This window comes from Kitasatospora sp. NPDC023385 (assembly GCF_055664045.1).
Genome location: NZ_JBVOOL010000009.1, coordinates 50,624 through 75,569, shown reverse-complemented (window position 1 = coordinate 75,569; position 24,946 = coordinate 50,624). Strand labels below are relative to the sequence as shown.

The window sequence follows — 24,946 nt, the reverse complement described above, 5'->3', positions numbered from 1 at the left end:
GGAGGTCGGCTCTGCCGCCCCCCGCTGTCCCGCCACCCGCCTTGACCTTCCGCGTTGCCCGCAGCCCGCCCGTGTCATGGGGCCCCGCAGGGCCCGCGCTCTTCCCAACCGGGGACGAATGTAGCGGCGTGCTCCGGTCACCCGGGGCGCAGCGCGCGGGGCGCGCCCGGAAACCGGTGAGCTGTCACCCAGTTCGCGCACCGAACCGTCAACTACGGCTGACGGAAAGGATAAAAGGGACATCCGGGGCAGTCGTGCTCGAGTTCGGCCGTGCCCTTGCCGTGCCCTTGCCGGGTCGCGCCGGTGCGTGCGCCGGACCCGGGCCGCTGCCAGGATGCGCGGGACGACCAGCCCCTCCCGATCCCGGAGCAGCTCCGATGGCCAGTGATCCCGCCGCCGCGGCACCCCGCACGCAGCACGTCGACCCGCCGCCGGTGCGCCGGATGGTCCCGCGCGACCGCGCCGAGCCGCACCGGGTCGCCACCCCGCTGGAACTCTTCTTCGACCTCTGCTTCGTGGTCGCGGTCGGCCAGGCTGGGCGCGAACTGGCCCACTCCCTCGCCGCCGGGCACTACGGGGAGGGGCTGCGCGGCTACGCGCTGGCCTTCTTCGCGATCTGGTGGGCCTGGATGAACTTCACCTGGTTCGCCTCCGCCTACGACTGCGACGACGTGCCGTACCGGGTCACCACGCTCGTGCAGATCGCCGGCGTGCTGATCCTCGCCGCCGGGGTGCCGCGGCTGTTCGCGACCCAGGACCTGGTGCTGGCGATCACCGGGTACGTGGTGATGCGCCTGGCGATGGTGACGCAGTGGCTGCGCGCGGCGGCCAGCGAGCAGGGCGAGGCGCGCCGGGTGGCGCTGCGCTACGCGGCGGGGATCACGGCCTGCCAGGTCGGCTGGACGGTGGTGCTGCTCCTGCCGCACGACGTGCGGCCGTACGTCATCCCGGTCGGCGTGCTGTGCGAGCTGGCCGTGCCGGTGATCGCCGAGCTGCGGATGCAGACCTCCTGGCACCCGCACCACATCGCCGAGCGGTACGGGCTGTTCACTCTGATCGTGCTCGGCGAGACGGTGGCGGCGGCGACCGTCGCGGTGCAGTCGGCGGTGGACGGGCACGAAGGGCTGGCCCGGCTGCTGCCGGTCGCGATCGGCGGCCTGCTGATCTGCTTCGCCGCCTGGTGGATCTACTTCGCCCGGCCGGTCCACGACCACCTGCGCTCCAACCGGCAGGCCTTCGCCTGGGGTTACGGGCACTACCTGGTGTTCGGCGCGGCGGCGGCCATCGGCACCGGGCTGGAGGTGGCGGTGGAGTCGGCCGTGCACAAGGCGGAGATCTCCGAGCGGGCCGCCGCCGCGACGGTCACCGTGCCCACGGCCGTCTATCTGGTCACGGTCTGGTTCCTGCACTCCCGGCACACCAAGCGGGGCGCGCTCGCCCAGTCGGTGGCGCCGGTGGGGGCCGTCCTGGTGCTGGCCTGCACCGCGCTCGGCATCTCCGGCGTACCGGCCGCGGGCCTGGTCTGCGCACTGATGGTCGCGGTGGGCGTGCTGGTCCACGGCCGGGAGAGCCGTGCCGCTGCGCACGGGCGGCGCGGGGCCTAGCCGTACCGGCCGTGGCCGGGCCGCCCCAGCAGCACCGGTTCGTGCCGTGCCAGCCAGGCCGCGTAGACCGGATGGACCGTGGCCAGATCCAGGTAGGCGGCCCGCAGTTCGCCGTACAGGGCGTCCAGCGCGGGCGGGCTGAGCGCGTGCGGGCGCCAGGTGAAGAGGAGGCGGACGGCCAGCGGATCCCCGTGCACCGGGCGGACGACCGTGCCGGGGCCCGGCGGCGAGGTCGGCTGGCAGGGACGGACGGCCTCGCCGGAGGCGACCAGCTCGGCGGCGGTGGCGTTGTCCCGCACCTGCAGCACCCGGGGGTTGAGCCCGGCCTCGCTGAACACCCGGCGCATCGCCGCGTACTCGTGGTCGGCGGTCGGGTCGACCATCCAGGTGTCCCCGGCGAGGTCGGCGAGGCGGACGACCGGGCGGGCGGCGGCGGGGTGCCCGACGGCGAGCTCGACGAACTGCGGCTCGCGGGCCATCAGCACCCGCTGCTCGGCGTCCGGCGGTACCCGCAGCGGGAAGCCCTCGCTCTCGGACACGAAGGCGACGTCCAGCTGGTCGGTGGCGACCATCCGCAGCAGCGCGCTGGCCGAGACGTCCACGTGGATGGTGGTGTCGGTGTCCGGCAGCCGCTCGTGCACCCGGCGCAGCCAGGCCGCGACCGCCCGGCTGCCGACGCTGCCGATGCGCAGCCGCCGCTGCCGGCCGGGCCCGGTGGCGTCCAGAGCCTCCTGGCGGGCGGCGGCCACCAGGGCGGCCATCTCGGTGATCACCGGCCGGGCCCGGGAGAGCACCGAGTGGCCGAGCGCGGTCGGCCGGCTGCCGGTCTGCTCGCGGGTGAACAGGGTGCCGCCGATGGCCCGTTCGATGCGGTGCAGCTGGGTGGTGAGGGAGGGCTGGGTCATGCCGAGCTGGAGCGCGGCCTTGCGGAGGCTGCCGGTGTCGGCGATCGCGCACAGCACCCGGAGGTGTCTCACGTCGAGCTCCACGTCGGGAGCATAGTCGGAGCCGAGCCTTCTCGCCAAGGACATGACAGGCAACATGGCGGGCGATCAAAGAACGTGACCGGCAGTCAGGGGCGGCCCGTGGGAACGTGCGGCGGACCCCCACCGGTATGCGGCGGCGCTATCGCCGGTTGACATCATCCGCGACGGGCCCGGGCGGGTCGAAGCTCAGGGACAGCAACCCGCCACGGCCACCGGCCGGGGCGGCCCCCACCGTGCGCCACCGCCGCACCCGGCCCCCACCGGCTCCGGCGAGGCGGCGCACCGCGAATCCGGAGCCCCCACATGAAGCGATCCGTGCTGTCCGCCGCCCTGGGCCTCGCCCTCGCGGCCGGCCTCGCGACCCTGCCCGCCACCGCCGTTGCCGCCACCGTTGCCGGACCGGCCGCGCTTGCCGCCCCGGCCGTACCGGCCATGCAGGGCTACCTCCCGACGACGCACGCCGGTTCGGCCGCGAAGACTGCGAAGGCCGCGGAGACCGCCGAAGCCGCTGAGGCCGCGAACAACCAGGCCTTCTTCCAGGCCGTGATGGCCTCGGTCAAGGCCAAGCGGGCCGCCAACCCGTGGCTGCAGACCGTCACCGTCACCTACGACACTGCCAACGCGCCCTCCTTCACCAGCCAGATCGCCAACGCGGCGCAGATCTGGAACGGCTCGGTGCGCAACGTGCGGCTCCAGGAGACGGGCGGCACCGGCGACTACTCGTACTACGAGGGCAGCGACAGCCAGGGCTCGTACGCGAGCACCGACGGGCACGGCCACGGCTACGTCTTCCTCGACTACCAGCAGAACCAGGAGTACGACTCGGTGCGCGTCACCACCCACGAGACCGGGCACGTGCTCGGCCTGCCCGACGACTACTCCGGCCCGTGCAGCGAACTGATGTCGGGCGGCGGCCCCGGCCCCTCCTGCACCAACCCCTACCCCGACGCCAACGAGCGCAGCCAGGTCGACTACCTCTGGGCGAACGGGCTCGCGGCAGCGAACCGGTAAGGCCGGCAAGCCCGGTGGTCAGGTAACCCCGAGGCCCGGTAAGCCCGGTGGCTCGGTAACCCTGAGGCCCGGTGACCGGGTTCGGCGCGGCGGGCCGCTCGGCCGGAATCAAGCGGCCCGCCGCTCCGGGTACTTCCCCGCTGTGGAGCGTATCCGCCCACCGAACGGAATGCCAGGGCCGCAATTGGGTCAAGGCCAGGAAAAGCCGAACCAAACCGCTTGAACAGCAGGGGTATTGCACGGAGCTATCGCGGATTGACATCATCCGCGCGCCCGCCGGGCTACCCGAAGCTCTGGGGACATCACCCGTTGACCAGGTGTCCCCCCAGGCCGGCCCCCAACCGGCCACGGCACCACAGGAATCGGAGCCCTCACATGAAGCGATCCGTGCTGTCCGCCACCCTCGGCCTCGCCCTCGCGGCCGGCCTCGCCGTCCTGCCCGCGACCGCCACCGCCGCGACCGCGGCCCCGGCAGCCACCGTGGCCCCGGCCGTCCAGGGCTACACCGCCTCGACGTACGCCGGCTCGGCCGCCGAGACCGCGGACAACCAGGCCTTCTACCAGGCCGTGATGGCCTCCGCGAAGGCCAAGCAGGCCGCCAACCCGGGCCTGGCCACCGTCGTCGTCACCTACGACGCCAGCTCGGCCCCGACCTTCCGCAACCAGATATCCCAGGCCGCGCAGATCTGGAACAGCTCGGTCAGCAACGTCCAGCTGCGGTCCGGCTCGGCCGCCGACTTCAGCTACTACGAGGGCAACGACAGCCGAGGCTCCTACGCCAGCACCGACGGCCACGGCAGCGGCTACATCTTCCTCGACTACCAGCAGAACCGGCAGTACAACTCGGTGCGGGTCACCGCTCACGAGACCGGGCACGTGCTCGGCCTGCCGGACCACTACTCCGGCCCGTGCAGCGAACTGATGTCGGGCGGCGGCCCCGGCACCTCCTGCACCAACCCCTATCCGAACAGCACCGAGCGCAGCCGCGTCAACTCCCTCTGGGCGCGCGGCTGACGCTCGTGGCCGACCCCGGACCGGCCGCCTGCCGCGGCCGGTCCGGGGCGTCGTCGGTCCAGCGCGGCGTCGATGCGGTGCGTCGTCGGTCCGGGGCGTTGTCGGTGTCGCGTGCGAGCATGCGGGCGAGACCCGTCCACCCCCGCCCGCCCCGACTGCCAGGAGCCGCCGCCATGCCCCGTTCCATCGCCGACCAGCTCGCCGACCTGCCGTACGCCGGACTGCTGAGCCCGCACACCGGGCCGCTGCGCAGCGACGAGCGGTACGACACCGTGCACTTCGACGGCGGCGAGCACACCGACGAGTCGGGCGCCGGGGCGGCCTTCCTGGAATGCGCCTTCACCGGTGTCGCGTTCAGCGGGGTCAAGCTGCGCCAGGCCCGGTTCAACGACGTCTGGGTGCAGGCCGGCCGCTGGGTGGCCTGCGACCTGAGCGACTCCGAGTGGCAGGACAGCGCCTTCGTCGGCGGCGTGCTGGCCGGGATCGCCGGGTACGGTTCGGCGCTGCGCCGGGTGGTGTTCCGGGGCTGCAAGCTGGAGGCGGTCAACCTGCGGTCGGCCGTCCTGCGGGACGTCGTCTTCGAGGACTGCCTGCTGCGCGACGTGGACTTCGGCGAGGCCAAGCTGACCGGGGTGTCCTTCCCCGGCTCGACGCTGGAGGAGGTCCGGCTGCGCGGCGCGACGCTGAAGCAGACCGACCTGCGCGGCGCCGCCCGGCTCGGGCTCGCGGACGGCCACCAGGGCCTGCGCGGGGCGACCATCAGCTCCGGCCAACTCCTTGAACTGGCGCCGCAGTTCGCCCACGCTCTGGGCATCGAGGTCAAGGACCGCTGACCCGTCGCTCCGTGCGCACCTCCGTCCTGCCGTTCCATTCCTGCCTCCGTCCCGCGTTCAGCCCGGCGTCGCTCGGTGACACCCGGGCGAACAGTCCGACAACCCTGCTGCACGCATCTGGTGGGCCGCTCCCGCCGGGGTGGAAACTGCTGCGCGATCGATGAACCCGACTTGTGTACACAACATCGCCAGTGAAGGGACGGACTGGGCTGATGGCCGAGTTGAGTCGTAGGAAGTTCGTCACGCTGTCCGGCGCCGCCGCGGCCGGTCTCGCGGTGGCCGGCACCGGCGCCGCCGGAGCCGCCCCGGGCGCCGCCGCCGCGACCGCCCCCGCCGCCGCGCTCACCACGGACGGCAGCATCAAGGACGTGCAGCACGTGGTCATCCTGATGCAGGAGAACCGCAGCTTCGACCACTACTTCGGCACGCTGCGCGGCGTACGCGGCTTCGCCGACCGCAGCGCCATCCAGATCGCCGGCGGCTACAGCGTCTTCAACCAGCCCAACGGCCTGCTCAGCCGCCAGTACCCGTGGCAGTTCAGCCAGACCAAGCCGGCCGGCGGCGCCGACCCGGAGCGCCTGGCCCAGTGCAACGGCGACCTCAGCCACGGCTGGAGCGACCAGCACAGCGCGTGGAACAGCGGCAAGATGGACAACTGGGTCGCCGCCAAGGGCAACGTCCGCACCCTCGGCTTCCTCACCCGCCAGGACATCCCGTTCCACTACGCGCTCGCCGAGAACTGGACCATCTGCGACGCCTACCACTGCTCCGTCCTCAGCGCGACCGGCCCCAACCGCACCTACCACTGGTCCGGCCAGATCGACCCGGCCGGCACCGCCGGCGGCCCGGCCTACGACGGCGGCGACGAGAAGGGCCTGCGCTGGCAGACCTACGCCGAGGCGCTGGAGAACGCCGACGTCAGCTGGAAGGTCTACCAGAACGCCGCCGACAACTACGGCGACAACGCCCTCGCCTACTTCAGCCAGTTCTCCGGCGCCCCGGCCGGCAGCCCGCTGGCCGTCAAGGGCATGGGCTCGGTGCCCAAGTCCACCGGGAAGACCCCCGACGACATCGCCGCCGCGATCAAGGCCGACGTGCTCGCCGGCACCCTCCCGCAGGTCTCCTGGATCGTCCCCGACCAGGCCTCCTCCGAGCACCCGTACGCCACCCCGGGCGACGGCGCGCACTTCGTCCACCTGGTCATCGACGCGCTCAACGCCGACCCGAACGTCTTCGACTCCTCCGTCCTGTTCATCAACTACGACGAGAACGACGGCTTCTTCGACCACGTCCCCCCGCCGGCCGCCCCGGCCGGCACCCCGGGCGAGTTCTACAACGCCACCAACATCGGCCTCGGCTTCCGCGTCCCCCTCATCGCCGTCTCGCCCTGGACGCGCGGCGGCTGGGTCAACTCCGAGACCTTCGACCACACCTCCGTCCTGCGTTTCCTGGAAACCTGGACCGCCGCCCTCGGCAGGCCCGCCAAGTGCGTCAACATCAGCGACTGGCGCCGCCGCGTCTGCGGCGACCTGACCAGCGTGTTCGACTTCGCCAACCCGGTGTACGGCCTGCCCGCACTGCCCGACACCTCGCAGACCATCGGCCTCTCAGCCTGCGGTCCGCTGCCCAACCCGGCCCCGGTGAACAACCAGCTCCCGGTGCAGGAGCCCGGCACCCGCCCGGCCCGCGCCCTGCCCTACCAGCCGAACGCCAACCTGGACCACCTGGAGTTCGGCTCGGCCGGGGTGATGAAGGTCTGGATCAGGATGGACAACGCGGGCCCGGCGGCGGTGAAGTCCGCGCACTTCGCGGCGTACGCCAACGCCTACCGCAGCGGCGGCCCCTGGCAGTACACCGTTGATCCGGGCGGCAACACCAGCGACTTCTTCAACTGCGGCACCGGCTTCGGCGGCGGCCCCTACGACCTCACCGTCGTCGGCCCCAACCGCTTCCTGCGCCGCTTCAAGGGCGACGCCACGAAGGCGGGCAAGAACGCCGCCGCCACCGCCTCGTACGCCGTCGAGCCGGGCACCGGCAAACTGGCCGTCTACTTCAAGCTCACCAACAACGGCAGTACGCCGATGACCTTCACCATCGCCTCCAACCACTACCGCACCGACGGCCCCTGGACCTACCAGGTCCCCGCCGGCGGCAGCACGAGCGACTACTTCAACGCGGCGGCCTACACCAACGGCTGGTACGACTTCACGGTGACCGTCGACGCGGACAACAGCTGGTCCCAGCGCTTCACCGGCCACCTCGAGACCGGAGCCGCCAGCATCACCGGCTGACAGCCAAGCCCCCCGGAGGCCCCGCCACCCACCAGACGTGAATCGCGGGGCCTCCCGACGGGGGCGGCCGGACGGCGTAGGTGACGAACCCGGCGTTCTCGCCGGTCGGGTCGAATCCCGCCTTGAGGAGGACGCGACCGGAGGCCGGGTTGTTCGGGTGGTGTTTGGCGTGGATCTCGGGCAGCCCGAGGTGGCCGAAGCCAAGGGCGAGAATCCTCCGGACCGCCTCGGTGGCGTGGCCCTTCCCCCAGGCGTCCACACACAGGATGTAGCCAAGTGCGGCGACGGGACGGTCCAGGTGGAGCTTGGCGATCCCGATCAGGTCGCCGTCGAGATCGAGGCCCAGAACGTACATAGTGCGCGGGGATCGAGAGGCGGAGGCCGCTGCGTCGCGTGCGGCACTGCGGGCTTCGGCGGCGCCCATCGGCCCCCGCCCGAGGAACCTGGTCGATTCCGGGCTGTAGATCCGCTGGAGGGCGGCATCGTCGTGCGGGGTCAGCGCGCGCAGTGTGATCATTCGCCCACCGCTTGCACGAGGTCGGCCAGCTCGGTGGCGGTCGGCCGGTCGTCGGCCTGGGCCAGCAGGACGTACCGCAGCCGGGCCTGGAGAGCGGGCCAGGGAGTCAAGGCGGACACCGGGACGGCCCTGGTGGCGATGGCCTTGCGAATCTCCTCCACCGGTGTGCCCGGGCCGAGCCCGGCGGCCGCGTAGTCCAGCGGCCACGTGCCCGTGACACAGGTCCACAGGGTGCCGGCGAGAGCGTAGCTGTCGGCGGGCTGTGTCGTGTCGACGGGCTGGGGACCAGTGATGATCCGGGCGGCCAGTTCGGGAGAGGTGAGGTGCACCATCGTGCCGTCGAACCTCAGCCACGGAGTGGTGCCGAGCTGCCGGGACCAGGCGAAGTCGAGGAGGCAGACCGTGCCGTCCGCACCGTGGATGCCGTGCTGGGGCTGGAGGTCGCCGTGTACCCACCCTCCGGCGTGGAGGTCCGCCACGGCGCGGCACAGCCCCACCGCAGCAGCAAGGGCCTCGTCTCGCCCGCCGTCGCCCTTTCGCGTCGGGCGGAAGACCTCCCAGGTGGACGGCCCGACCAGCCACGGGGTGACGTACCAGACGCCGTTGTCGAAACGCCCGGCGGTCACGGTGTAGCCGGGAAGCTGGTCCAGCACGGAGGCTTCGCGCGTGGTGACTTCGGCAGCCTCGCCGATGCCGAGCTTGATGCCCGCGATGCCCTGCGGGCCGGTCGCCTTCCAGACCGCCGAGCCCCGCCGGTCACTGATCTCCTCCAGTTCCAGCGGGCCACAGATCGCCTCCGCGACCTTCAGGGCTTCGGTGGCCTCGGGCGTGAACTCGCCCATGCTCTCACTGCCTTCCACTCGCAAGGGATGTGCTCGAACACGTCACGGCCGTCGTCCACGGCTCCGGCCACCGCCGCTGCGAGACCGGGCGTGTTCGTCAGGAAACCCGGGTCCAGGGACCGGACGGCCGCGCGCACCGGGAGGAACGAGAACGGCGGCGGAGGGATGCTGTGCCCTGCCCGACTGGACTCGGTGGCTCCCCTGACGAACTTGCCGAACATGACGCCGACCTGGCTGTAGAGATTCTTCAAGGCCCAGTGCGGCCACGTCAGTAGTTCGTGATGGCCGAGGTCGGCGCACTCCCCAAGCAGCACCAGGTTCTCGCACGCCAGCGAGCCGAACGGTCGGGCCATCAGAGGGCGAATCCACTCGGCGGCCTGCACGCCGGCGTGGAACAGCTCAGCTTCGACGGCGTACCGGGGATTGTCGGGTGTGATCTCGTAAACGGTCCACCCGGTCATGTCGCGAGCGGTGGACGGCCGGAGGAACGGGCAGTACTGCTGCAGGGCGGCCAGGTAGCCGCTCACGTCCACGTTGGACGGGTCGTTCGTCCGGGCCTCGATGAGGCGGAGCGCCCCGGCAGTCGGCCGGGGCGCTCCGTCGTATGGTGCGGTGGTCACCGGGTGGCCGCTGTCGGGGCGAGATCGTCGCCGTCGCTGGGCGCAGGCGAGCAGTCCCACTCGGCCCAGACCTCGCCCGTCTCGCGGTATCGGGCCAGGCCCACGGTGTTGACCGTGCCGTCGGAGTCGGTGAACCAGATCTCCGGCAGGCGGCCGAATTCCTCCTCGTACGCGCTCACCCAAGAGATGAAGCCTGCGCCCGTGCTTTCGACGTGCGCCAACTTGCGGCCGGCGTGCTGGATGGCGAACGCCTCATGCGTGGCCGGGTCGTTGAGGAGCCGGTGCCACGCCGTGTCGATGGCGGCGGAGAACATCTCCGGCGCGGCCTGACCCGCGTCGATGCGACGCTTGGTAATCGTGAAGAACTTGCCCAGTTCGTCCAACTCGGTGACGGACTCGATGGTGGCGGTGCTCACGGCCTCTCCAATCGGTCGGCTCTGCGCGCCCGGGAGCGAACGAGCAGTAGTACAGACCGTAGGGAGGAGGCGAAGGAAACGCCCATGAGGTTCTGCGGGATTCCACGCCGGTCGCGTGCGTCACGTAATCGCGCCGATGGCTGTTGTGATCAGCCTCCGCGCAGCAGCCCCGTGGACCGCCATGGCAGCGAGCTCCGAGAACGCCTCGGCGTAGAGCGATACCTCGCTGGGTTGTGTGATGGTCAGATAGCCGGAGACCAGCTCGACGTTCACCTGCGCAGCGTCATAGATCCAGAAACCTTCGGTCGGCCAACGCAAGCGATCGACGCCTGTGGGCACCACGCCAAGACTGACATTCGGCAGAAGGCCGATTGTCATGAGGTGATCCAGCTGATCCCGCATCACTTCCATTCCGCCGATTCCGCATCGCAGGACCGATTCCTCAACCAGGAAGGCAAATCGTCGATCACCTTCATGCAGCACCCGTTGGCGGGCCATCCGGGCAGCCACGGCTGCGGCGACGTCGTCGGCCAGCCCTCGGCGCTGCTGGATCGCCTGAAGAGCTGCCCTGGTGTACCCAGGGGTCTGGATCAGACCGGGCACCAACCACGATGAGTAGGCGCGAAAGCGGCGGGTTCGCTCGTACAGCGGTAGCCGGGCCTCTTGTGCTTGCTTCAGCCCAGCGCGCTCCATCCTCCGCCACTCAACGAACATGCCGGCGACCGCTCGCAGCATGGCGACGAGATCCGCGATCTGGTCCTCGGCTCCACAGGCGCGGCACCAGAGCCGGATGTCGTCCTCGGACGGAGGTGTGCGTGCGTTCAGCAACCGGGACACCTTGGACGGGTACCAGCCGCACGCGGAAGCCAGTTCAGTGCCCTTGAGCCCCGCGTCCCGCTGGATCTCGCCGAGACGATCGGCGAGATCCTGGCGGGCGCGTTGGACACTTGATGACGGGGAGAGAGCCATGGTGGGGCGCTGAATCAGACCGGCTGGTACTCCGCGTGGGGAGTCGCGCGCTCCCAGGCTGCCTCGTACGCGGCCAAGTACTGCTTGGCCAAGGTCGGATCGGTTCGGACTTCCATGCGCGGACCGGCCCACTGCCCATTCCCGGAGAAGTGGTGCAGGATCACGACCTGTTCATCCATGACCCATCCGTCCAAGCCGGGCAACAGGAGGTCGCCGGTGCGGGAGCGGGGCAGCCAGCGAACGTCCTCACCCGCTGTGACGTTGGGGAACGTCACGTCATATTCGTAGCGGATGTAGTCGGTCACCGGTTCTGATACGACTCGCAGCCGGCGCATCGTGACCCCTCGAGACGTGGCTTCAGCCACGACGTCAAGCCACGAGCGCCACCAGGACTCTCGGTTCGCGGGGTCGATCCGCTTGCCGGCCTGCCAGGCAATGAACTCGGGGTCGTCCAGCATGTAGCTGTCACGCATCTCCAGATGGACCGCCGAGCGGAGCGCCTTGGCCAGTTGGTCACGAACCGCTGTTGCCACCGTCGTTGACCTCACTGTCCGGGCGGGGAATAAACTGGATCATGTTGGCGGGCAAGCGGATCACGCCTTCGTGGTCGGGCACGTCCGTGGAGTGACCGGGGATGGAACCGACTTCCTGAGCCTCCCTGATGGTGGCCTCGTCCGCCTTCCAGGACTGGATCACCAGGTCGCCGGTGGCCTCGTCCAACCAGATGGTCGGCGAGCCGTCATCGGGCGTGTTGGGGTAGATCCCGAGGAACTTCAGAGCCATTGCTGCTGCCTCCTGCGCGAAGGGAGACCAATTGGTTCCACGACCCTCGCGTATTTGGTGATCCAGCGTCAAGGGGCGATCGCGAAGCGTCACCAGGTCGGTGTGGTTGAGGTTGCGCACAGGCCGTCGGTCCGCCGCTCGGGAGCGGCGGACCGATGGGAGTGAGGCGTATCAGACGAGGCCGAACTCGCCCGCCCGGACAGCGGAGACGAACGACGGCCAGGCCTCGGCCGGGGGTGAGGGCCGAGCCGTCGAGGTCCTTTGCCGAGCTCGTAGCTGACGGCCTCGATCGGGCCCCAGGACATCCGGCGGTCCGCCACCGGGCGGCCGACTTCCGGCAGCAGGGCCAGCGCCCGGATCTCGGCGATCTGCCCGGGCGGCAGCCGCTCCCACCGCGCGGCCGACTGTTCGGGCCGCGCCGTCCGGGCCACTGCCGCCCAGGGTGCGAGGGCGTCGAGCCGCTGCCCGGGGTGCGGGCCGCGCACGGTCGCGGGGAACCAGGGTGAGCGCGCGGCCTCCGGATCCTGGACGCAGCGAAGCGCTGCGGGTGCGGCAGGTCGGCCGGGGTGGAAGGTGTGACGGCCGCAGCGGGCTCCAGACGATGGCGCCGGTTCGGCCGATGGCTCCACCCTGTGCCGCCGCCGGCTGGGCCCGCGCCATGGTCCTCAGGCCCCATGGGCAGGGACCAAGGACTCAACGTGCGCCCGTTCGCACCCGGTGTGAGAGTGGGGGCAGCCCGGTATTCCGACATTCCCTCTGGAGGAGGAGTCATGGGCATCTTCGACAGGCTGTTCCACCGGCCGCCGCAGCACGAGACCACCGGTGAGGACGCCTCCCAGCGGGCCGCTCTCGCCCATGACGAGGCCGCCGACGCGTACGGCGACGAGGTCGAGCGCACCCGCGAGAGCCAGGACCGGCTCGCTCAGGACCGACTCGCCCGGGACCGGCGCTTCCAGGAGGAGGCCGACCGGCGTGCCGCCGAGAACATGACGGCGGAGGGCGACCCCTGGGACTGACCCGCCACCGATAGCCGCCCCCGCTGCCACCGCCCCCCGCTACCGCCTCCCGCCGTCACCGTGACCGTGGCGGCAGCGGGGGGCGGCGCAGGTCCGGCCGGGGTGTGGTCTCCGGCGGGGGCACCGAGGCGGGCGCGTCCTCCAGCAGTTCCAGGGCGAGCTGAACGGCGGTGACCAGTTCGGGGTGGCGTCCCCGGGCCCAGTCGTGCGGGGTGCGCAGCACGTGGACGTCCGGTTCGACGCCCCGGTTCTCCACCGACCAGCCGAGGCCGCCGCCGAACCAGGAGGCGTTCTTCGGCACGGAGATCTGGGTGCCGTCGCCGAGGGTGTGCCGTCCGGACATGCCGACGACTCCGCCCCAGGTGCGGTTGCCGATGACCGGGCCGAGTCCGAGCAGCTTGATGGCCGCGATGATGACGTCCCCGTCCGAGCTGGTCGCCTCGTCGGCGAGGGCGACCAGCGGGCCGCGCAGGGCGTGCCGGGGCCAGCGGACGGGTTGGCGGTCCCGGGTGAAGTCCCAGGCGAGGACGTGCCGGGTGAGCTTCTCCAGGACCAGTTCGGAGACATTGCCGCCGGCGTTGCCGCGTACGTCCAGGACGAGTGCGGGCTTGTCGAGTTCGCGCCGCAGGTCCCGGTTGAACTGGGCCCAGCCGGAGCCGCCGAGGTCCGGGATGTGCAGGTAGCCGCACCGACCGTCGCTGAACTCCCGTACGAGGGAGCGGCGTTTGGCCACCCAGTACTGGTAGCGGATGGGCCGTTCGTCGGTCAGCGGGGTGACCGCGATCCGTCGCACCGGGCCGTCCGGGGCGCTGCGCAGGGCCAGTTCCACGGTGGTGCCGCCGGTGTCGGCCAGCAGCGGCAGGGGGCCGCGCACCGGGTCGACGGGGCGGCCGCCGACCTCGACGAGTTCGTCGCCGTCCCGCACTCCCTGGGCGGCGAGCGGGGCGCGGGCGCGCGGGTCGGAGGACTCGCCGGGCAGCACCCGGTCGACCAGCCAGCGTCCGTCGGGGGAGCGGTGGGCGTTGGCGCCGAGCAGGCCGAGGGGCTGCCGGGCGAGGGTGGGGCCCTCGGCGCGCCGGGACGGGGTGACGTAGGCGTGCGAGGTGCCGAGTTCGCCGAGGAGTTCGCGCAGCAGGTCGGCGAAGTCGTCGGGTGAGCAGACGCGCTCCAGCAGGGGTTCGTACTGGGCGACGAGGGCGGGCCAGTCCAGGCCGGACATCCGTTCGTCCCAGAACTGGTCGCGGACGATCCGGGCGGCCTCGTGGTAGGCCTGGCGCCATTCGGCGGCCGGGTGCACGGTGTGGGTGATCCGGCGCAGGTCGACGCCGGTGCCGGCGGAGGGGGCGGCGACCGGGATCACCCGGAGCGTCCCGGCCGAGTAGACGGCGATCGTGCCGCCGTCGCCGGAGACCGCGTAGCCGTCCAGCTTGTCGACCAGGGTGCTGCGGGTGCCCCGGGTGAGGTCGAAGTACTCCAGTGAGGGTCGGCCGGAGGTGTCCTCGGGGCCGGCGAAGGTCTGCCCGAGGGTGCCGGAGATCGGCCAGCGCAGCCAGACCAGGCCGCCGCGCACCGCGTCGGTGGCCGAGTACTTGGAGGCGATCACCGGGAACTGCAGCAGTCGCTCGCCGATGCCGTCGGGGTCGACCCGGACGGTGCCGTCGCCGCCGCCGTTGCCGTGCGGGGCGCCGTCGTCGACGGGCGCGGCGAACGGCGAGGGCGTGTCGGCGGTGAGCGGCACGAGGTACGGGCGGCAGCCGAGCGGGAAGGAGAGGTCGCCGGTGTGCACGTCGTGGACGGGGTCGAAGCCGCGCCAGGACAGGAAGGCCAGGTAGCGGCCGTCCCGGGTGAACACGGGCTGCTCGTCCTCGAAGCGGCCGTCGGTGACTTCGGTGGTGGGCGCGGGCGCGTCGGTGCGGGTGAGCCGGATCCGGCGCAGGGAGCGGCCGGCGACCGGCTGGGACCAGGCGATCCAGTGCGAGTCGGGGGAGAAGCGGGCGCTGGAGACCGGCCCGTAGCCGGAGGCGGCGAGTTCGCGGACCTCGCCGTCGGCGGCGCGGACCAGCAGCAGCCGCCCGTCCGAGGAGGCGGCGGCGAGGTGGCTGCCGTCGGGGGAGGCGGTGAGCTCCAGGACGCGGCCGAGCCGGCCGGCGGCGAGTACCCGGTGGCGGTGCCGCTGCCCGCCGCCGGGGCCGGGACCGGGGCCCGGACCAGGGCCGTAGCCGGGGCCGTGTCCGGGGAGGCCTTCGTGCCCGGGCAGCGGCATCACCTCGACCGCGTCGGCGCCGTGCGCGTCGGTGATCCAGGCCGCCTCGCCGGTGTGGCCGAGCACGACGGGCAGCCGGGTCCGCACGCCGGGGGTGTCGGCGAGCGCGCGGGCGGGGCCGTCCTTGTGGGTGAGCCAGTACTGGCTGCCGCGCACGGTGACCACCCCGGCCCGGCCGGTCTGGTCACAGGCGAGGTCCTTGACCTGGGTGGCGGCGCTGACCTGGTACGGGCGGCGGCCGGCCCGGGCGCCGCCGAGCGGGACGTGCAGGCGGTGGGAGGCGGGCGCGTCCAGGCCGTCGAGCAGCCAGAGGTCGCCGGCGTGCTGGTAGACGATCCGGGTGCCGTCGGTGGCGGCTTCGCGGGCGTAGTAGGAGGCGTGGTCGGTGTGCCGGCGCAGGTCGGTGCCGTCGGGGCGGCAGGAGTAGACGTTGCCGATGCCCTCGTGGTCGGAGAGGAAGGCGACCCGCCCGCCGACGGGCATGGGGGCGGCGAGGTGCCCGGCGTGGTCGGGCAGGATCCGTTCGCCGTCCGCCCAGAGCCGGCCGACGGCGCCGCCCCGGTAGCGTTTCCAGGCGGCGGGTTCGTGCGGAGCGGCGCCGGTGAGCAGCACGGTCCGTTCGCGGCTCATCTGGGCGTCGCCGACCGGGCCCCAGGGCATCCGGCGGCCGGGGGAGCCGTCCGGCGGCAGGGCGTGCGCCCAGGTGTAGTGGCCGAAGGGCTCGTGGTAGGAGGTGACGGCCAGGACTTCGCCGTCCGGCAGCCAGCCCCGGACCCGGGTGTCCTGGCTGCCCCAGTAGCTGAGCCGCCGGGCCTCGCCGCCGTCGACGGGGGCGGTCCACACCTCGGGGGTCAGGCTCAGCCAGCTGGTCCAGGCGAGGGTGTCACCGTCGGGGGAGATGCGGGGGTGGCTGACCCGGGTGCGGTCGCAGCTGACCCGCCAGGCCCGGCCGGTGGAGCCGCTGCCGGGGTCCAGCGGGGCGATCCAGACGTCGTCCTCGGCGGTGAAGGTGAGCAGGCCGCCGTGCAGGTGCGGGTGGCGGAGGTAGCCGGGCGAGGTCACCCCTCCATCCTTCGACGGGGTGTCACGCCCGGCAACCGGGGCACCCCGCCGGGGCCGCCGGCGCCGCCGGCCGCGGGGGGCCGCGCTTGAACCTCACACCGGTGTCAGGCCCAAGCATGGTCGGCATGGCGACCACACAGCTCTCCACCCCCGTGTCCCGCAAGTCCTTCCCGCTCCCCGCCCTGCTCGCCCTGGCCACCGCGGTCTTCGTCACCGCGCTCACCGAGACGTTGCCCGCCGGTGTCCTGCCGGGGATGGGCGAGGCCCTCGGCGTCAGCGAGTCGGCCGCCGGGCAGACCGTCACCGTCTACGCGATCGGGACCGCCGCCACCGCGATCCCGCTCACCGCGGCCACCGCCGGCTGGAACCGCAAGCGGCTGCTGCTCACCGCCATGGCCGGCTTCGCCGTGGCCAACACGGTGACCGCGGCCTCCACCGACTACCGGCTCACGATGGCCGCCCGCTTCCTCGCGGGCGTCGCGGCGGGCCTCGCCTGGGCGCTGCTGGCCGGGTACGCCCGCCGGCTGGTGCCGGCCGAGCAGCAGGGCCGGGCCATGGCCGTCGCGATGGCGGGTGTGCCGGTGGCGCTGTCGCTCGGAGTGCCGGTCGGCACGTTCCTCGGCCGGATGCTCGGCTGGTGGGTGCCCTTCCTGGCCATGACGGCACTGGCGGTCGGCGTGATCGGCTGGATCGCGGCGCTGCTGCCCGACCTGCCCGGCCAGCCGGCCGGCGACCGCGCGCCGGTCCGACGCGCACTCACCGTGCCCGGTGTGGTGCCGGTGCTCGGCGTGACGGTGCTCTTCGTGCTCGCGCACACCATCCTGTTCACCTACGTCGCGCCCTTCCTCGACGGGGCCGGCCTCGGCGGCGCCACCGGCACCGTGCTGCTGGTCTTCGGCCTGGCCTCGCTGATGAGCATCTGGTTCGTCGGCGCCCACATCCAGCGCCGGCTGCGGCAGTTGACGATCGGCGGCGCGCTGCTGGTCGCGGTGACGGCGGGCATCCTCGCGGTCGGGTCCGGCAGCGCGCCGCTGCTGTACCTCGCGGCACTGCTCTGGGGCCTCGGCTGGGGTGGCGCCCCGACCCTGCTGCAGACCGCCGTCGGCGACGCGGGCGGCGAGCAGCAGGACGCCGCCCAGGCGATGCTGGTCACCCTGTGGAACGTCGCGATGGCGGGCGGCGGGGTGGTCGGCGGCCTCGTCCTGGGCCGCCTGGGCACCGGGGCTCTGCCCTGGACGGTCCTGGCGCTGATGCTCCCCGTCCTCGCGGTGGCCGTCGGCGCCCGCCGCCACGCCTTCCCGTCGGTGCGCCGCTAGCCGACCGCCGGCCCACTGCCAGCCGATCGCCAACCGACTGCCAGCCGACCGTTAGCCGACCGCCAGCCCGTTCGCCCTCATCCGGGCGACCAGTGCGGCCGGCGCGGTCGCGGTGGAGCCCGCCGAGTACGGCGGCTGCGGGTCGTACTCGATGAGCAGCTGGATCGACTCGGCGACCGCGTCCCCGGCCAGCCGGCCGGTCAGCGACAGCGCCAGGTCGATCCCGGCCGAGACCCCGGCCGCGGTCGCGTACTTGCCGTCCACCACGACCCGCTCGGTGCCGGTCGGCTCCGCCCCGAACGTCGCCAGCTCCGCCAGGCACGCCCAGTGCGAGGTGGCCCGCCGTCCGGCCAGCAGCCCGGCGGCGCCCAGGATCAGCGAGCCGGAGCAGACGGAGGTGGTCCAGGTGGTGGTCGCGTCCACGGCCCGCAGCCACTCCAGCAGCTCCCCGTCCGACAGCCGGGCCATCGTCCCGGGGCCGCCCGGGACGAGCAGCACGTCCGCCGAGTCCACCTCGTCCAGGGCGGCGTAGGCGGTGAGCGCCAGGCTCTTCATGTCGGTGCGCACCGGCCCGCGCCGGGCGGCGGTGAACACCACCTCGGCGCCGGGGATGCGGGACAGCACCTCGTAGGGGCCGACCGCGTCCAGGGCGGTGAAGTCGTCGTACAGCAGGATGGCGATGCGCATCAGTGTCCTCCGTCGTGACTCGGGTGGAAGCGGCGCCGGTACTCGGTGGGCGGGGTGGCCAGGGCCCGGACGAAGGCGCGCCGCATCGCCTCCGGGGTGCCGTAGCCGCTGCGGCGGGCGACCTCCTCGATGCCGTCGGCGGTGTCCTCCAGCCGCCGCCGGGCGGCTTCCAGCCGGACCCCGTCCACGTACCGGCCGGGGGTGGCCCCGGCCTCGGCGGTGAAGGCGCGGGCGAAGTGCCGCGGGGACAGCGCCGCCCGGCGGGCCAGCGCCTCGACCGACAGGTCGGCCTCCGGGTGCTCGGCGATCCACCGCTGCACCTCGCGCAGCGGCTGCCGGGCCGCCACCTGGGCGGCCAGCTGGGTGCTGAACTGGGCCTGGTTGCCGGGGCGGCGCAGGAAGACCACCAGGTGCCGGGCGATCAGCAGCGCGGTCTCCCGGCCGAGGTCCTCCTCGACCAGGGCCAGCGCCAGGTCGATCCCGGCGGTGACCCCGGCCGAGGTGGCGATGTGCCCGTCCCGGACGTGGATCGGATCGGGGTCCACCTCGACGTCCGGGAACCGCCGGGCCAGCTCGCCGCAGTACGCCCAGTGCGTGGTCGCCCGGCGTCCGGCCAGCAGCCCGGCCTCGGCGAGCAGGAAGGCCCCGGTGCACACCGACACCACCCGCTCGGCCCGGCCGGCCAGCTCCCGGATCCGCGCGACCAGCGCCGCGTCCGGGTCCTTTGTGCCGTCCCCGCCGGGGACCAGCCCGCCGGGGACCAGCAGGGTGTCCACCGGCCCGGCCTCGGCGAGGTCCGCGTCCGGCAGCAGCCGCAGCCCGCTGGAGCTGCGCACCGGCGCGCCGCCCGGCGAGGCGGTGACCACCCGGTACGCGTCCGGCCGCCCGGAGGCGGCGCCCGCGCCGGTGAACACCTCCACGGGGCCGGTCACGTCGAGGCTCTGCACGCCCTCGTAGAGGACGACCAGCACGCTGCGGGCTCTCATGCGGCCAGCCTGTCAGCGGCCCGGAGTGGCGGCAATGACCCGCTTCCCACCTTTCCTGCCATCCCCGCGCGGGCGGGTACGGCGAAACGCCGGAAGGCCCCTCGCTTTCGCAAGGGGCCTTCCGGCTGTCTGTGCGCCGCCAGGGACTCGAACCCCGGACCCGCTGATTAAGAGTCAGCTGCTCTAACCAACTGAGCTAGCGGCGCCTGCTGACGCGGAGAACATTACCTGGTCAGCGGCCGGAACACACAATCGGCCCGGAGCGGAGCCCGGGGGCTCACATGGTCAGCACCACCTTGCCCCGGACGTGCCCGGTGCCGACCAGCCGGTGGGCCTCGGCGGCCTTCTCCAGCGGGAGGGCCTCGGCGACCTCCAGCCGCAGCGCGCCGGCCTCCCACAGCCGGACCAGCTCGGCCAGCCGCTCGGCCGTGCGCGGCGCCCGCAGCCCCCGTACGCCCAGCCGCTCGGCGCCCGGGTAGTCGACCACGGTGCCGATCCGGTCCCGGTCGGCCACCAGCTCGACCGAGGCCTCAAGCGCGCCCCGCCCGGCCGCGTCGAAGGCTGCGGTCACCCCCTGGGGCGCCACCGCCCGGACCCGCTCGACCAGCCCCTCCCCGTACGCGACCGGGATCGCGCCCAGCTCGCGCAGGTAGGCGTGGTTGCGTTCACTCGCCGTGCCGACCACGGTGGCACCCCAGGCCAGGGCCAGCTGGACGGCCACCGTGCCGACCCCGCCCGAGGCGCCGTGCACCAGCACGGTGTCGCCGGGGCCGACGCCGAGCAGGGTGAGCGCCATGTGCGCGGTCTGGCCGGAGGCGGACAGCGAGCCGGCGAACTCCCAGGGCATCCCGGCCGGCTTGGCCACCAGCTGGGCGGCGTCCACCGTGACGAGCTCGGCGTGGCTGTCCAGCACCCGGAAGCCCAGCACCTCGTCGCCGACCGTCCAGTCCCCACTGCCCGGCCCCAGCCGGTCCACCACCCCGGCGAACTCGTTGCCGAGGACGAACGGCGGCTCGACCGCCACCCCCGGCGGCCGGAACCCCTCCCGGATCGCGAGGTCCACCGGCTGCACCCCGGCGGCGTACACCCGCACCCGCACCTCGCCCGGTCCGGGCTCCGGGTCGGGCACCTCGGTGACCCGCAGGACCTCCGGGCCGCCGGACTCCGTCACAGTGACCGCCTTCATGTCTGCTCCCACCCTCTCGACCGCTCCACTGCCCGACCGCTCGGCCGCGCCACTGCCCGACCGCTCGGCCGCGCCACTGCCCGACCGCTCGGCTGCTCAGCCTCTCGACCCTCCCGATCCTCGGACGTGAAGCGGACTTGAGGTCAACCCCCTCCGTTCGGCGCGTCTTCACTGATGGGCGCATTGTCAGATTTATCCTGGGCGGCGCTCAGCCGTCCGTCGTCGAGAGGAACCTCCCCGTGGGCCAGCTGCCCCTGTTCTTCCTGGTGCTGCTCGCCTCCGTGGTCACCATGCCGCTCGGGCGCAAGACCGGTGTGCCGCAACCGGTCCTGATGACCCTGCTCGGCATCGTCATGGCACTCGTCCCGCAGATCCCGGACGTCACCATCGAGCCCGAACTGATCCTCCCGCTGGTCCTGCCGCCGCTGATCTTCGCCGTCGCCCGGCGCTCCTCGGTGCGGTACTTCAAGGCCAACGTCCGTTCGATCCTGCTGCTGGCCGTCGCCCTGGTCGTGGTCACCACCATCGCGGTGGCCGGCACCGTGCACTGGCTGCTGCCGGCCCTCCCGCTCGCCGCCGCCATCGCCGTCGGCGCGCTGGTCTCCCCGCCCGACCCGGTCGCCGCCGTCGCGGTGGCCGGCAGCGTCGGACTGCCCCGCCGCCTGGTGGCGATCCTGGAGAGCGAGGGCCTGTTCAACGACGTCACCGCGATCGTCATCTACTCGCTGGCGATCGAGGCCATGGTCAGCGGCGACTTCTCGGTCGGCGACGCGGTGCTGCGCTTCGTGCTGTCCGCGGTGCTGGCCGTGGTCGTCGGCGTGGCGCTCGGCTGGGTCAACGCCAAGCTCTCCGAGCGCCTGGACGATCCGACCCAGCAGGTCGCGCTCAACCTGCTGGTGCCCTTCGCCGCCTACACCCTGGCCGAGGAGATCCACGGCTCCGGCGTGCTCGCCGTCGTGGTCTGCGCGCTGTACCTGGCCGAGCGGGCCTCCGACGCCGACGCGGTCTCCTACCGGCTGGTGGGCAACGCCTTCTGGGAGGTGGTCGAGATCCTGATCACCGGCGTCGCCTTCGGACTGATCGGCCTGGAGCTGGCCACCGTGCTCAAGGAGGCCGGCCGCGGCTGGACCGGCTTCATCGGCGACGCCGCCGTGGTGATCGCCGTCGTCGTGCTGGTCCGGCTGCTGTGGCTGCTGCCGGCCGGCTGGCTGTCGCGCAGGCTGCGCAGGGGCGACGACGAGGACACCCCCTTCAGCTGGAAGGAGAGCGTGATCCTCTGGTGGTCCGGCATGCGCGGCGTGGCCACCGTCGCCCTGGCGCTCGCCATCCCGCTCACCCTGCACTCCGGCGCGGACTTCCCCGAGCGCGGTCGGCTGGTCTTCATCGCCTTCAGCGTGGTCCTCTTCACGCTGCTGGTGCAGGGCCTGACCCTGCCCTGGCTGGCCAAGCGGTTCGAGATGGACATCGACCAGGACAAGCACGAGCAGGCCGTCCGTCAGCTCTGGTGGCGGGCCGCGAAGGCCGGGCTCAAGCGGCTCGGCGAGCTGGAGGAGCAGGACCGGCTGCCGGGCGAGGTCGCCGACCGCCTGCGGGACCGTCAGCACGACCGGCTGGCCCGGCTCTGCCCGGAGAACTACGCCGAGGAGGAGGCCGCCGAGGCCAAGCTGCGGCTCTCCCAGTGGCGGGCCGCCCGGGAGGTCGAGCAGGAGATGATCGCCGCCTCGCGCCGCGAGATGCTCGCCGCCCGCAGCGAGCTCGGCGCCGATCCGGAGCTGGTCGACCAGGTGCTGCGCGGACTGGACCTGCGGTCGGAACGGAAGTGACGGCGGAGCGGGAACGGCGAGGTGACGGCCTGTCCGCCGTGGCGGGCGGAATGTGCGCGACCGCCCCCCGGGTTGCATAGGCTGAACCCGGGCAGGCCGTCAACGGAGTCGGCGCACCACCAGTACCCGCACGACCGCGCGCAGGCCCTTTGCTGCCTGGCCCTCACGCCTGGCCCTGCCGGTTTCTGCACCCAGATGAATCGAGGACCCACCGATGTCGGAGACCCGCGCCGACGCCCGCACCCCGCTCGACCGCACCCCGCAGTGGGCCGCCCTGGCCAAGCACCGGGCCGAGCTGGGCGACACCCACCTGCGCGAGCTGTTCGCCGCCGACCCGGAGCGCGGCCGCCGCTACACCCTCCAGGTCGGCGACCTGCACGTGGACTACGCCAAGCACCTGGTCACCGACGGGACGCTGGAGCTGCTGCGCGAGCTCGCCGCCGCGACCGGCGTCGCCGAGCTGCGGGACGCGATGTTCCGCGGCGAGAAGATCAACGTCACCGAGCACCGCGCCGTCCTGCACACCGCGCTGCGGGCCCCGCGCGGCGCCGTGATCGAGGTCGACGGCGAGAACGTGGTGCCCGCCGTGCACGCCGTCCTCGACAAGATGGCCGGCTTCGCCGAGCGGGTCCGCAGCGGCGAGTGGAAGGGCCACACCGGCAGGCCGATCCGCGCGGTCGTCAACATCGGCATCGGCGGCTCCGACCTCGGCCCCGCGATGGCCTACGAGGCCCTCCGCTCGTTCACCAAGCGCGACCTCGACGTCCGCTTCGTCTCCAACGTGGACGGCGCCGACCTGCACGAGGCGGTCCGCGACCTCGACCCGGCGGAGACCCTGTTCATCGTCGCCTCGAAGACCTTCACCACCATCGAGACCATCACCAACGCGGTCTCCGCCCGCGACTGGCTGCTCGGGGGCCTCGGCGCCGGCCAGGAGGCGGTGGCCAAGCACTTCGTCGCGCTGTCCACCAACGCGCAGGGCGTGCAGGACTTCGGCATCGACACCGCCAACATGTTCGAGTTCTGGGACTGGGTCGGTGGCCGCTACTCCTACGACTCGGCGATCGGCCTCTCGCTGATGGTCGCCATCGGCCCGGACGCCTTCCGCGAGATGCTGGACGGCTTCCACCTGGTCGACGAGCACTTCCGCACCGCGCCGCCCGAGCGCAACGTCCCGCTGCTGCTCGGCCTGCTCGGCGTCTGGTACGGCGCGTTCTTCGACGCCCAGGCGCACGCGGTGCTGCCGTACTCGCACTACCTGTCCAAGTTCACCGCCTACCTGCAGCAGCTGGACATGGAGTCCAACGGCAAGTCGGTCACCCGCGACGGCACCCCGGTGGACTGGCAGACCGGACCGGTGGTCTGGGGCACCCCGGGCACCAACGGCCAGCACGCCTACTACCAGCTGCTGCACCAGGGCACCAAGGTGATCCCGGCCGACTTCATCGGCTTCGCCGAGCCGGTCGCCGACCTGCCCCCGGGCCTGGTCGCCCAGCACGACCTGCTGCTGGCCAACTTCTTCGCCCAGACCCAGGCGCTGGCCTTCGGCAAGACCCCGGAGGAGGTCGCCGCCGAGGGCGTGCCGGCCGAGCTCGTCCCGCACAAGACCTTCAAGGGCAACCACCCGACCACCACCATCCTGGCCGGCGCGCTGACCCCCTCGGTGCTCGGCCAGCTGGTCGCGCTCTACGAGCACAAGGTGTTCGTCCAGGGCGCGATCTGGAACATCGACTCCTTCGACCAGTGGGGCGTCGAGCTGGGCAAGGTGCTCGCCAAGCGGATCGAGCCGGTCCTGCTGACCGGCGAGGGCACCGAGCAGCTGGACAGCTCCACCGCCGAGCTGGTCGCCCGCTACCGGGCGCTGCGCGGCCGCTGAGCCCCGGCAGGGCCGTCCGCTCCGGCGGGCGGCCCACCTCGGGTGCTCCGGGTGCGCGCTTCGGGTACGGAAACGCCGGAAGGCCCCTCGCTTTCGCAAGGGGCCTTCCGGTTGTCTGTGCGCCGCCAGGGACTCGAACCCCGGACCCGCTGATTAAGAGTCAGCTGCTCTAACCAACTGAGCTAGCGGCGCCTGCTGACAGAGGAGACTCTAGCAGCGCCGCGCGGCCGAGCCAAAATCGAATGCCGGTCGCCCCGCGTTCACCCGCCGGTCACCACCGCGGCCCCCGCGGGGACCTGCGCGCCCGACTCCCGCGCCGCCCGTACGCAGGCCCACAGCACCACGGAGGCGCCGGGCAGCCAGGGCTCCCGCTCCTCCGGAGCGACGATCCAGCGGCCGGCGCCCTGCCCGGGCGAGTCCGGTCCGTTCACCATCCGCTGCAGCGGCGGCACGGTCACCGCGTCGCCCTTGCCGTGGCACAGCAGCGGCGGCACGTCCCGGGCCCACTCCTCCCAGGCCAGCAGCCGACGCAGCCGGGGCGCCGCACCGGGTTGGACGAACAGGAGGGTCCGCCCCCGGTGGGTGGCGACCGGGCCGCAGCCCGGCCCGGAGGCCCACAGCTCGTCCAGCACCCGGCGGCCGAACAGCGCCGGCAGGGTGATCACGTCGAAGGCGCGCCCGCAGGGCAGCACCGAGGGCGCCCACGGGCGGGTCTCCCAGAGGGCGCGCATGCTGTGCGGGTACTCGCTGGCGGAGGCGAGCCAGGCCTCCCCGGCCGCGCTGACGTACTCCACCGACTGATGCGTCCAGATGTCCACGCACAGCAGCGTGCGCCGTGCGCGCCC

Annotated in this window: 22 protein-coding genes and 2 tRNA genes; 9 read left to right on the top strand and 15 right to left on the bottom strand. The window is 72.8% G+C overall.

All coding sequences use genetic code 11. From position 1 onward, the window contains the following. Positions 1-377 precede the first annotated feature (377 nt). The gene (locus tag AC0B61_RS16390) at positions 378-1,604 is read left to right on the top strand and encodes a low temperature requirement protein A (protein WP_471741348.1); all 1,227 of its coding nucleotides are present in this window, start codon (positions 378-380) and stop codon (positions 1,602-1,604) included. On the opposite strand, the gene AC0B61_RS16385 is transcribed toward AC0B61_RS16390, so the two are convergent. Then, entirely contained in the window at positions 1,601-2,635 is a 1,035-nt protein-coding gene (locus tag AC0B61_RS16385) for a LysR family transcriptional regulator (protein WP_471741347.1), read from the bottom strand. The two genes, AC0B61_RS16390 and AC0B61_RS16385, sit on opposite strands and share 4 nt — an antisense overlap. Before the next feature lie 258 nt (positions 2,636-2,893). Between AC0B61_RS16385 and snpA (AC0B61_RS16380) the strand changes: the two genes are divergently transcribed. The 4 genes from snpA (AC0B61_RS16380) to AC0B61_RS16365 all read left to right on the top strand — a co-directional run bounded on the left by snpA (AC0B61_RS16380) (position 2,894) and on the right by AC0B61_RS16365 (position 7,739). Next, complete coding sequence (snpA, locus tag AC0B61_RS16380) at positions 2,894-3,601, top strand: snapalysin (RefSeq protein ID WP_471741346.1); 708 nt, start codon at positions 2,894-2,896, stop codon at positions 3,599-3,601. A 375-nt stretch (positions 3,602-3,976) separates the two neighbouring features. Then, positions 3,977-4,615 carry a snapalysin gene (gene snpA, locus AC0B61_RS16375; protein ID WP_471741345.1) on the top strand — a complete coding sequence of 213 codons (639 nt, stop codon included), beginning with the start codon at positions 3,977-3,979 and terminating at the stop codon, positions 4,613-4,615. 173 nt (positions 4,616-4,788) lie between these two features. Next, positions 4,789-5,448 carry a pentapeptide repeat-containing protein gene (locus AC0B61_RS16370; protein WP_471741344.1) on the top strand — a complete coding sequence of 220 codons (660 nt, stop codon included), beginning with the start codon at positions 4,789-4,791 and terminating at the stop codon, positions 5,446-5,448. A gap of 212 nt (positions 5,449-5,660) precedes the next feature. After that, the gene (locus AC0B61_RS16365; protein ID WP_471741519.1) at positions 5,661-7,739 is read left to right on the top strand and encodes a phosphocholine-specific phospholipase C; all 2,079 of its coding nucleotides are present in this window, start codon (positions 5,661-5,663) and stop codon (positions 7,737-7,739) included. On the opposite strand, the gene AC0B61_RS16360 is transcribed toward AC0B61_RS16365, so the two are convergent. From AC0B61_RS16360 to AC0B61_RS16330, 7 genes are all read right to left on the bottom strand, one after another. Beyond that, positions 7,729-8,256, bottom strand: a complete 528-nt coding sequence (locus tag AC0B61_RS16360) for a GNAT family N-acetyltransferase (protein WP_471741343.1) — start codon at positions 8,254-8,256, stop codon at positions 7,729-7,731. The genes AC0B61_RS16365 and AC0B61_RS16360 overlap by 11 nt on opposite strands. Continuing rightward, entirely contained in the window at positions 8,253-9,098 is an 846-nt protein-coding gene (locus AC0B61_RS16355) for a serine/threonine-protein kinase (protein WP_471741342.1), read from the bottom strand. The genes AC0B61_RS16360 and AC0B61_RS16355 overlap by 4 nt, the downstream gene beginning before the upstream one ends. After that, positions 9,062-9,625 carry a hypothetical protein gene (locus AC0B61_RS16350; RefSeq protein WP_471741341.1) on the bottom strand — a complete coding sequence of 188 codons (564 nt, stop codon included), beginning with the start codon at positions 9,623-9,625 and terminating at the stop codon, positions 9,062-9,064. The genes AC0B61_RS16355 and AC0B61_RS16350 overlap by 37 nt, the downstream gene beginning before the upstream one ends. Positions 9,626-9,714: 89 nt before the next feature. Further along, positions 9,715-10,134: a hypothetical protein gene (locus tag AC0B61_RS16345; RefSeq protein ID WP_471741340.1), complete on the bottom strand. Its 420-nt coding sequence runs from the start codon at positions 10,132-10,134 to the stop codon at positions 9,715-9,717. Positions 10,135-10,254: 120 nt separating this feature from the next. Then, entirely contained in the window at positions 10,255-11,103 is an 849-nt protein-coding gene (locus AC0B61_RS16340) for a helix-turn-helix domain-containing protein (RefSeq protein ID WP_471741339.1), read from the bottom strand. A gap of 14 nt (positions 11,104-11,117) precedes the next feature. Further along, positions 11,118-11,636 (bottom strand): DUF6879 family protein, encoded by a 519-nt coding sequence (locus AC0B61_RS16335; RefSeq protein WP_471741338.1) that lies wholly within the window; start codon positions 11,634-11,636, stop codon positions 11,118-11,120. Further along, positions 11,617-11,886, bottom strand: a complete 270-nt coding sequence (locus tag AC0B61_RS16330; RefSeq protein WP_471741518.1) for a hypothetical protein — start codon at positions 11,884-11,886, stop codon at positions 11,617-11,619. Before AC0B61_RS16330 ends, AC0B61_RS16335 begins: the two co-directional genes overlap by 20 nt. A gap of 770 nt (positions 11,887-12,656) precedes the next feature. Here AC0B61_RS16330 and AC0B61_RS16325 point away from each other — a divergent pair. Then, complete coding sequence (locus tag AC0B61_RS16325) at positions 12,657-12,902, top strand: hypothetical protein (protein ID WP_471741337.1); 246 nt, start codon at positions 12,657-12,659, stop codon at positions 12,900-12,902. Between the two features lie 55 nt (positions 12,903-12,957). Here the strand turns inward: AC0B61_RS16325 and AC0B61_RS16320 are convergent, their stop codons facing one another. Beyond that, a complete protein-coding gene (locus AC0B61_RS16320; protein ID WP_471741336.1) occupies positions 12,958-16,227 on the bottom strand; it encodes a S41 family peptidase in 3,270 nt (1,089 codons plus the stop codon). A 125-nt stretch (positions 16,228-16,352) separates the two neighbouring features. Between AC0B61_RS16320 and AC0B61_RS16315 the strand changes: the two genes are divergently transcribed. Continuing rightward, a complete protein-coding gene (locus AC0B61_RS16315) occupies positions 16,353-17,543 on the top strand; it encodes an MFS transporter (RefSeq protein WP_471741335.1) in 1,191 nt (396 codons plus the stop codon). Positions 17,544-17,594: 51 nt separating this feature from the next. On the opposite strand, the gene AC0B61_RS16310 is transcribed toward AC0B61_RS16315, so the two are convergent. From AC0B61_RS16310 to AC0B61_RS16295, 4 genes are all read right to left on the bottom strand, one after another. Continuing rightward, on the bottom strand, positions 17,595-18,230 hold the full coding sequence (locus AC0B61_RS16310) for a DJ-1/PfpI family protein (RefSeq protein WP_471741334.1): 636 nt from the start codon (positions 18,228-18,230) through the stop codon (positions 17,595-17,597). After that, positions 18,230-19,216, bottom strand: a complete 987-nt coding sequence (locus tag AC0B61_RS16305) for a GlxA family transcriptional regulator (RefSeq protein WP_471741333.1) — start codon at positions 19,214-19,216, stop codon at positions 18,230-18,232. The genes AC0B61_RS16310 and AC0B61_RS16305 overlap by 1 nt, the downstream gene beginning before the upstream one ends. 132 nt (positions 19,217-19,348) lie before the next feature. Then, positions 19,349-19,422 (bottom strand) — tRNA-Lys (locus tag AC0B61_RS16300). Positions 19,423-19,493: 71 nt separating this feature from the next. Then, positions 19,494-20,402 carry an NADP-dependent oxidoreductase gene (locus tag AC0B61_RS16295; protein WP_471741332.1) on the bottom strand — a complete coding sequence of 303 codons (909 nt, stop codon included), beginning with the start codon at positions 20,400-20,402 and terminating at the stop codon, positions 19,494-19,496. Between the two features lie 239 nt (positions 20,403-20,641). Between AC0B61_RS16295 and AC0B61_RS16290 the strand changes: the two genes are divergently transcribed. Further along, entirely contained in the window at positions 20,642-22,225 is a 1,584-nt protein-coding gene (locus tag AC0B61_RS16290) for a Na+/H+ antiporter (protein WP_471741331.1), read from the top strand. A gap of 214 nt (positions 22,226-22,439) precedes the next feature. After that, positions 22,440-24,101, top strand: coding sequence for a glucose-6-phosphate isomerase (pgi, locus tag AC0B61_RS16285; protein WP_471741330.1), 1,662 nt, complete (start codon positions 22,440-22,442; stop codon positions 24,099-24,101). Positions 24,102-24,219: 118 nt separating this feature from the next. On the opposite strand, the gene AC0B61_RS16280 is transcribed toward pgi, so the two are convergent. Both AC0B61_RS16280 and AC0B61_RS16275 read right to left on the bottom strand, forming a co-directional pair. Then, positions 24,220-24,293, bottom strand: a tRNA-Lys gene (locus AC0B61_RS16280). A 68-nt stretch (positions 24,294-24,361) separates the two neighbouring features. Next, positions 24,362-24,919 (bottom strand): bifunctional DNA primase/polymerase, encoded by a 558-nt coding sequence (locus tag AC0B61_RS16275; protein ID WP_471741329.1) that lies wholly within the window; start codon positions 24,917-24,919, stop codon positions 24,362-24,364. Positions 24,920-24,946: the final 27 nt, after the last annotated feature.

Coding starts and splice junctions, on each gene's coding strand:
- pgi (WP_471741330.1), top strand. CDS start 22,440: ATGTCGGAGACCCGCGCCGACGCCCGCACCCCGCTCGACCGCACCCCG.
- AC0B61_RS16325 (WP_471741337.1), top strand. CDS start 12,657: ATGGGCATCTTCGACAGGCTGTTCCACCGGCCGCCGCAGCACGAGACC.
- AC0B61_RS16360 (WP_471741343.1), bottom strand. CDS start 8,256: ATGATCACACTGCGCGCGCTGACCCCGCACGACGATGCCGCCCTCCAG.
- AC0B61_RS16365 (WP_471741519.1), top strand. CDS start 5,661: ATGGCCGAGTTGAGTCGTAGGAAGTTCGTCACGCTGTCCGGCGCCGCC.
- AC0B61_RS16385 (WP_471741347.1), bottom strand. CDS start 2,635: ATGTCCTTGGCGAGAAGGCTCGGCTCCGACTATGCTCCCGACGTGGAG.
- AC0B61_RS16340 (WP_471741339.1), bottom strand. CDS start 11,103: ATGGCTCTCTCCCCGTCATCAAGTGTCCAACGCGCCCGCCAGGATCTC.
- AC0B61_RS16305 (WP_471741333.1), bottom strand. CDS start 19,216: ATGAGAGCCCGCAGCGTGCTGGTCGTCCTCTACGAGGGCGTGCAGAGC.
- AC0B61_RS16310 (WP_471741334.1), bottom strand. CDS start 18,230: ATGCGCATCGCCATCCTGCTGTACGACGACTTCACCGCCCTGGACGCG.
- AC0B61_RS16390 (WP_471741348.1), top strand. CDS start 378: ATGGCCAGTGATCCCGCCGCCGCGGCACCCCGCACGCAGCACGTCGAC.
- AC0B61_RS16330 (WP_471741518.1), bottom strand. CDS start 11,886: ATGGCTCTGAAGTTCCTCGGGATCTACCCCAACACGCCCGATGACGGC.
- snpA (WP_471741346.1), top strand. CDS start 2,894: ATGAAGCGATCCGTGCTGTCCGCCGCCCTGGGCCTCGCCCTCGCGGCC.
- AC0B61_RS16355 (WP_471741342.1), bottom strand. CDS start 9,098: ATGGGCGAGTTCACGCCCGAGGCCACCGAAGCCCTGAAGGTCGCGGAG.
- AC0B61_RS16370 (WP_471741344.1), top strand. CDS start 4,789: ATGCCCCGTTCCATCGCCGACCAGCTCGCCGACCTGCCGTACGCCGGA.
- snpA (WP_471741345.1), top strand. CDS start 3,977: ATGAAGCGATCCGTGCTGTCCGCCACCCTCGGCCTCGCCCTCGCGGCC.
- AC0B61_RS16315 (WP_471741335.1), top strand. CDS start 16,353: ATGGCGACCACACAGCTCTCCACCCCCGTGTCCCGCAAGTCCTTCCCG.
- AC0B61_RS16295 (WP_471741332.1), bottom strand. CDS start 20,402: ATGAAGGCGGTCACTGTGACGGAGTCCGGCGGCCCGGAGGTCCTGCGG.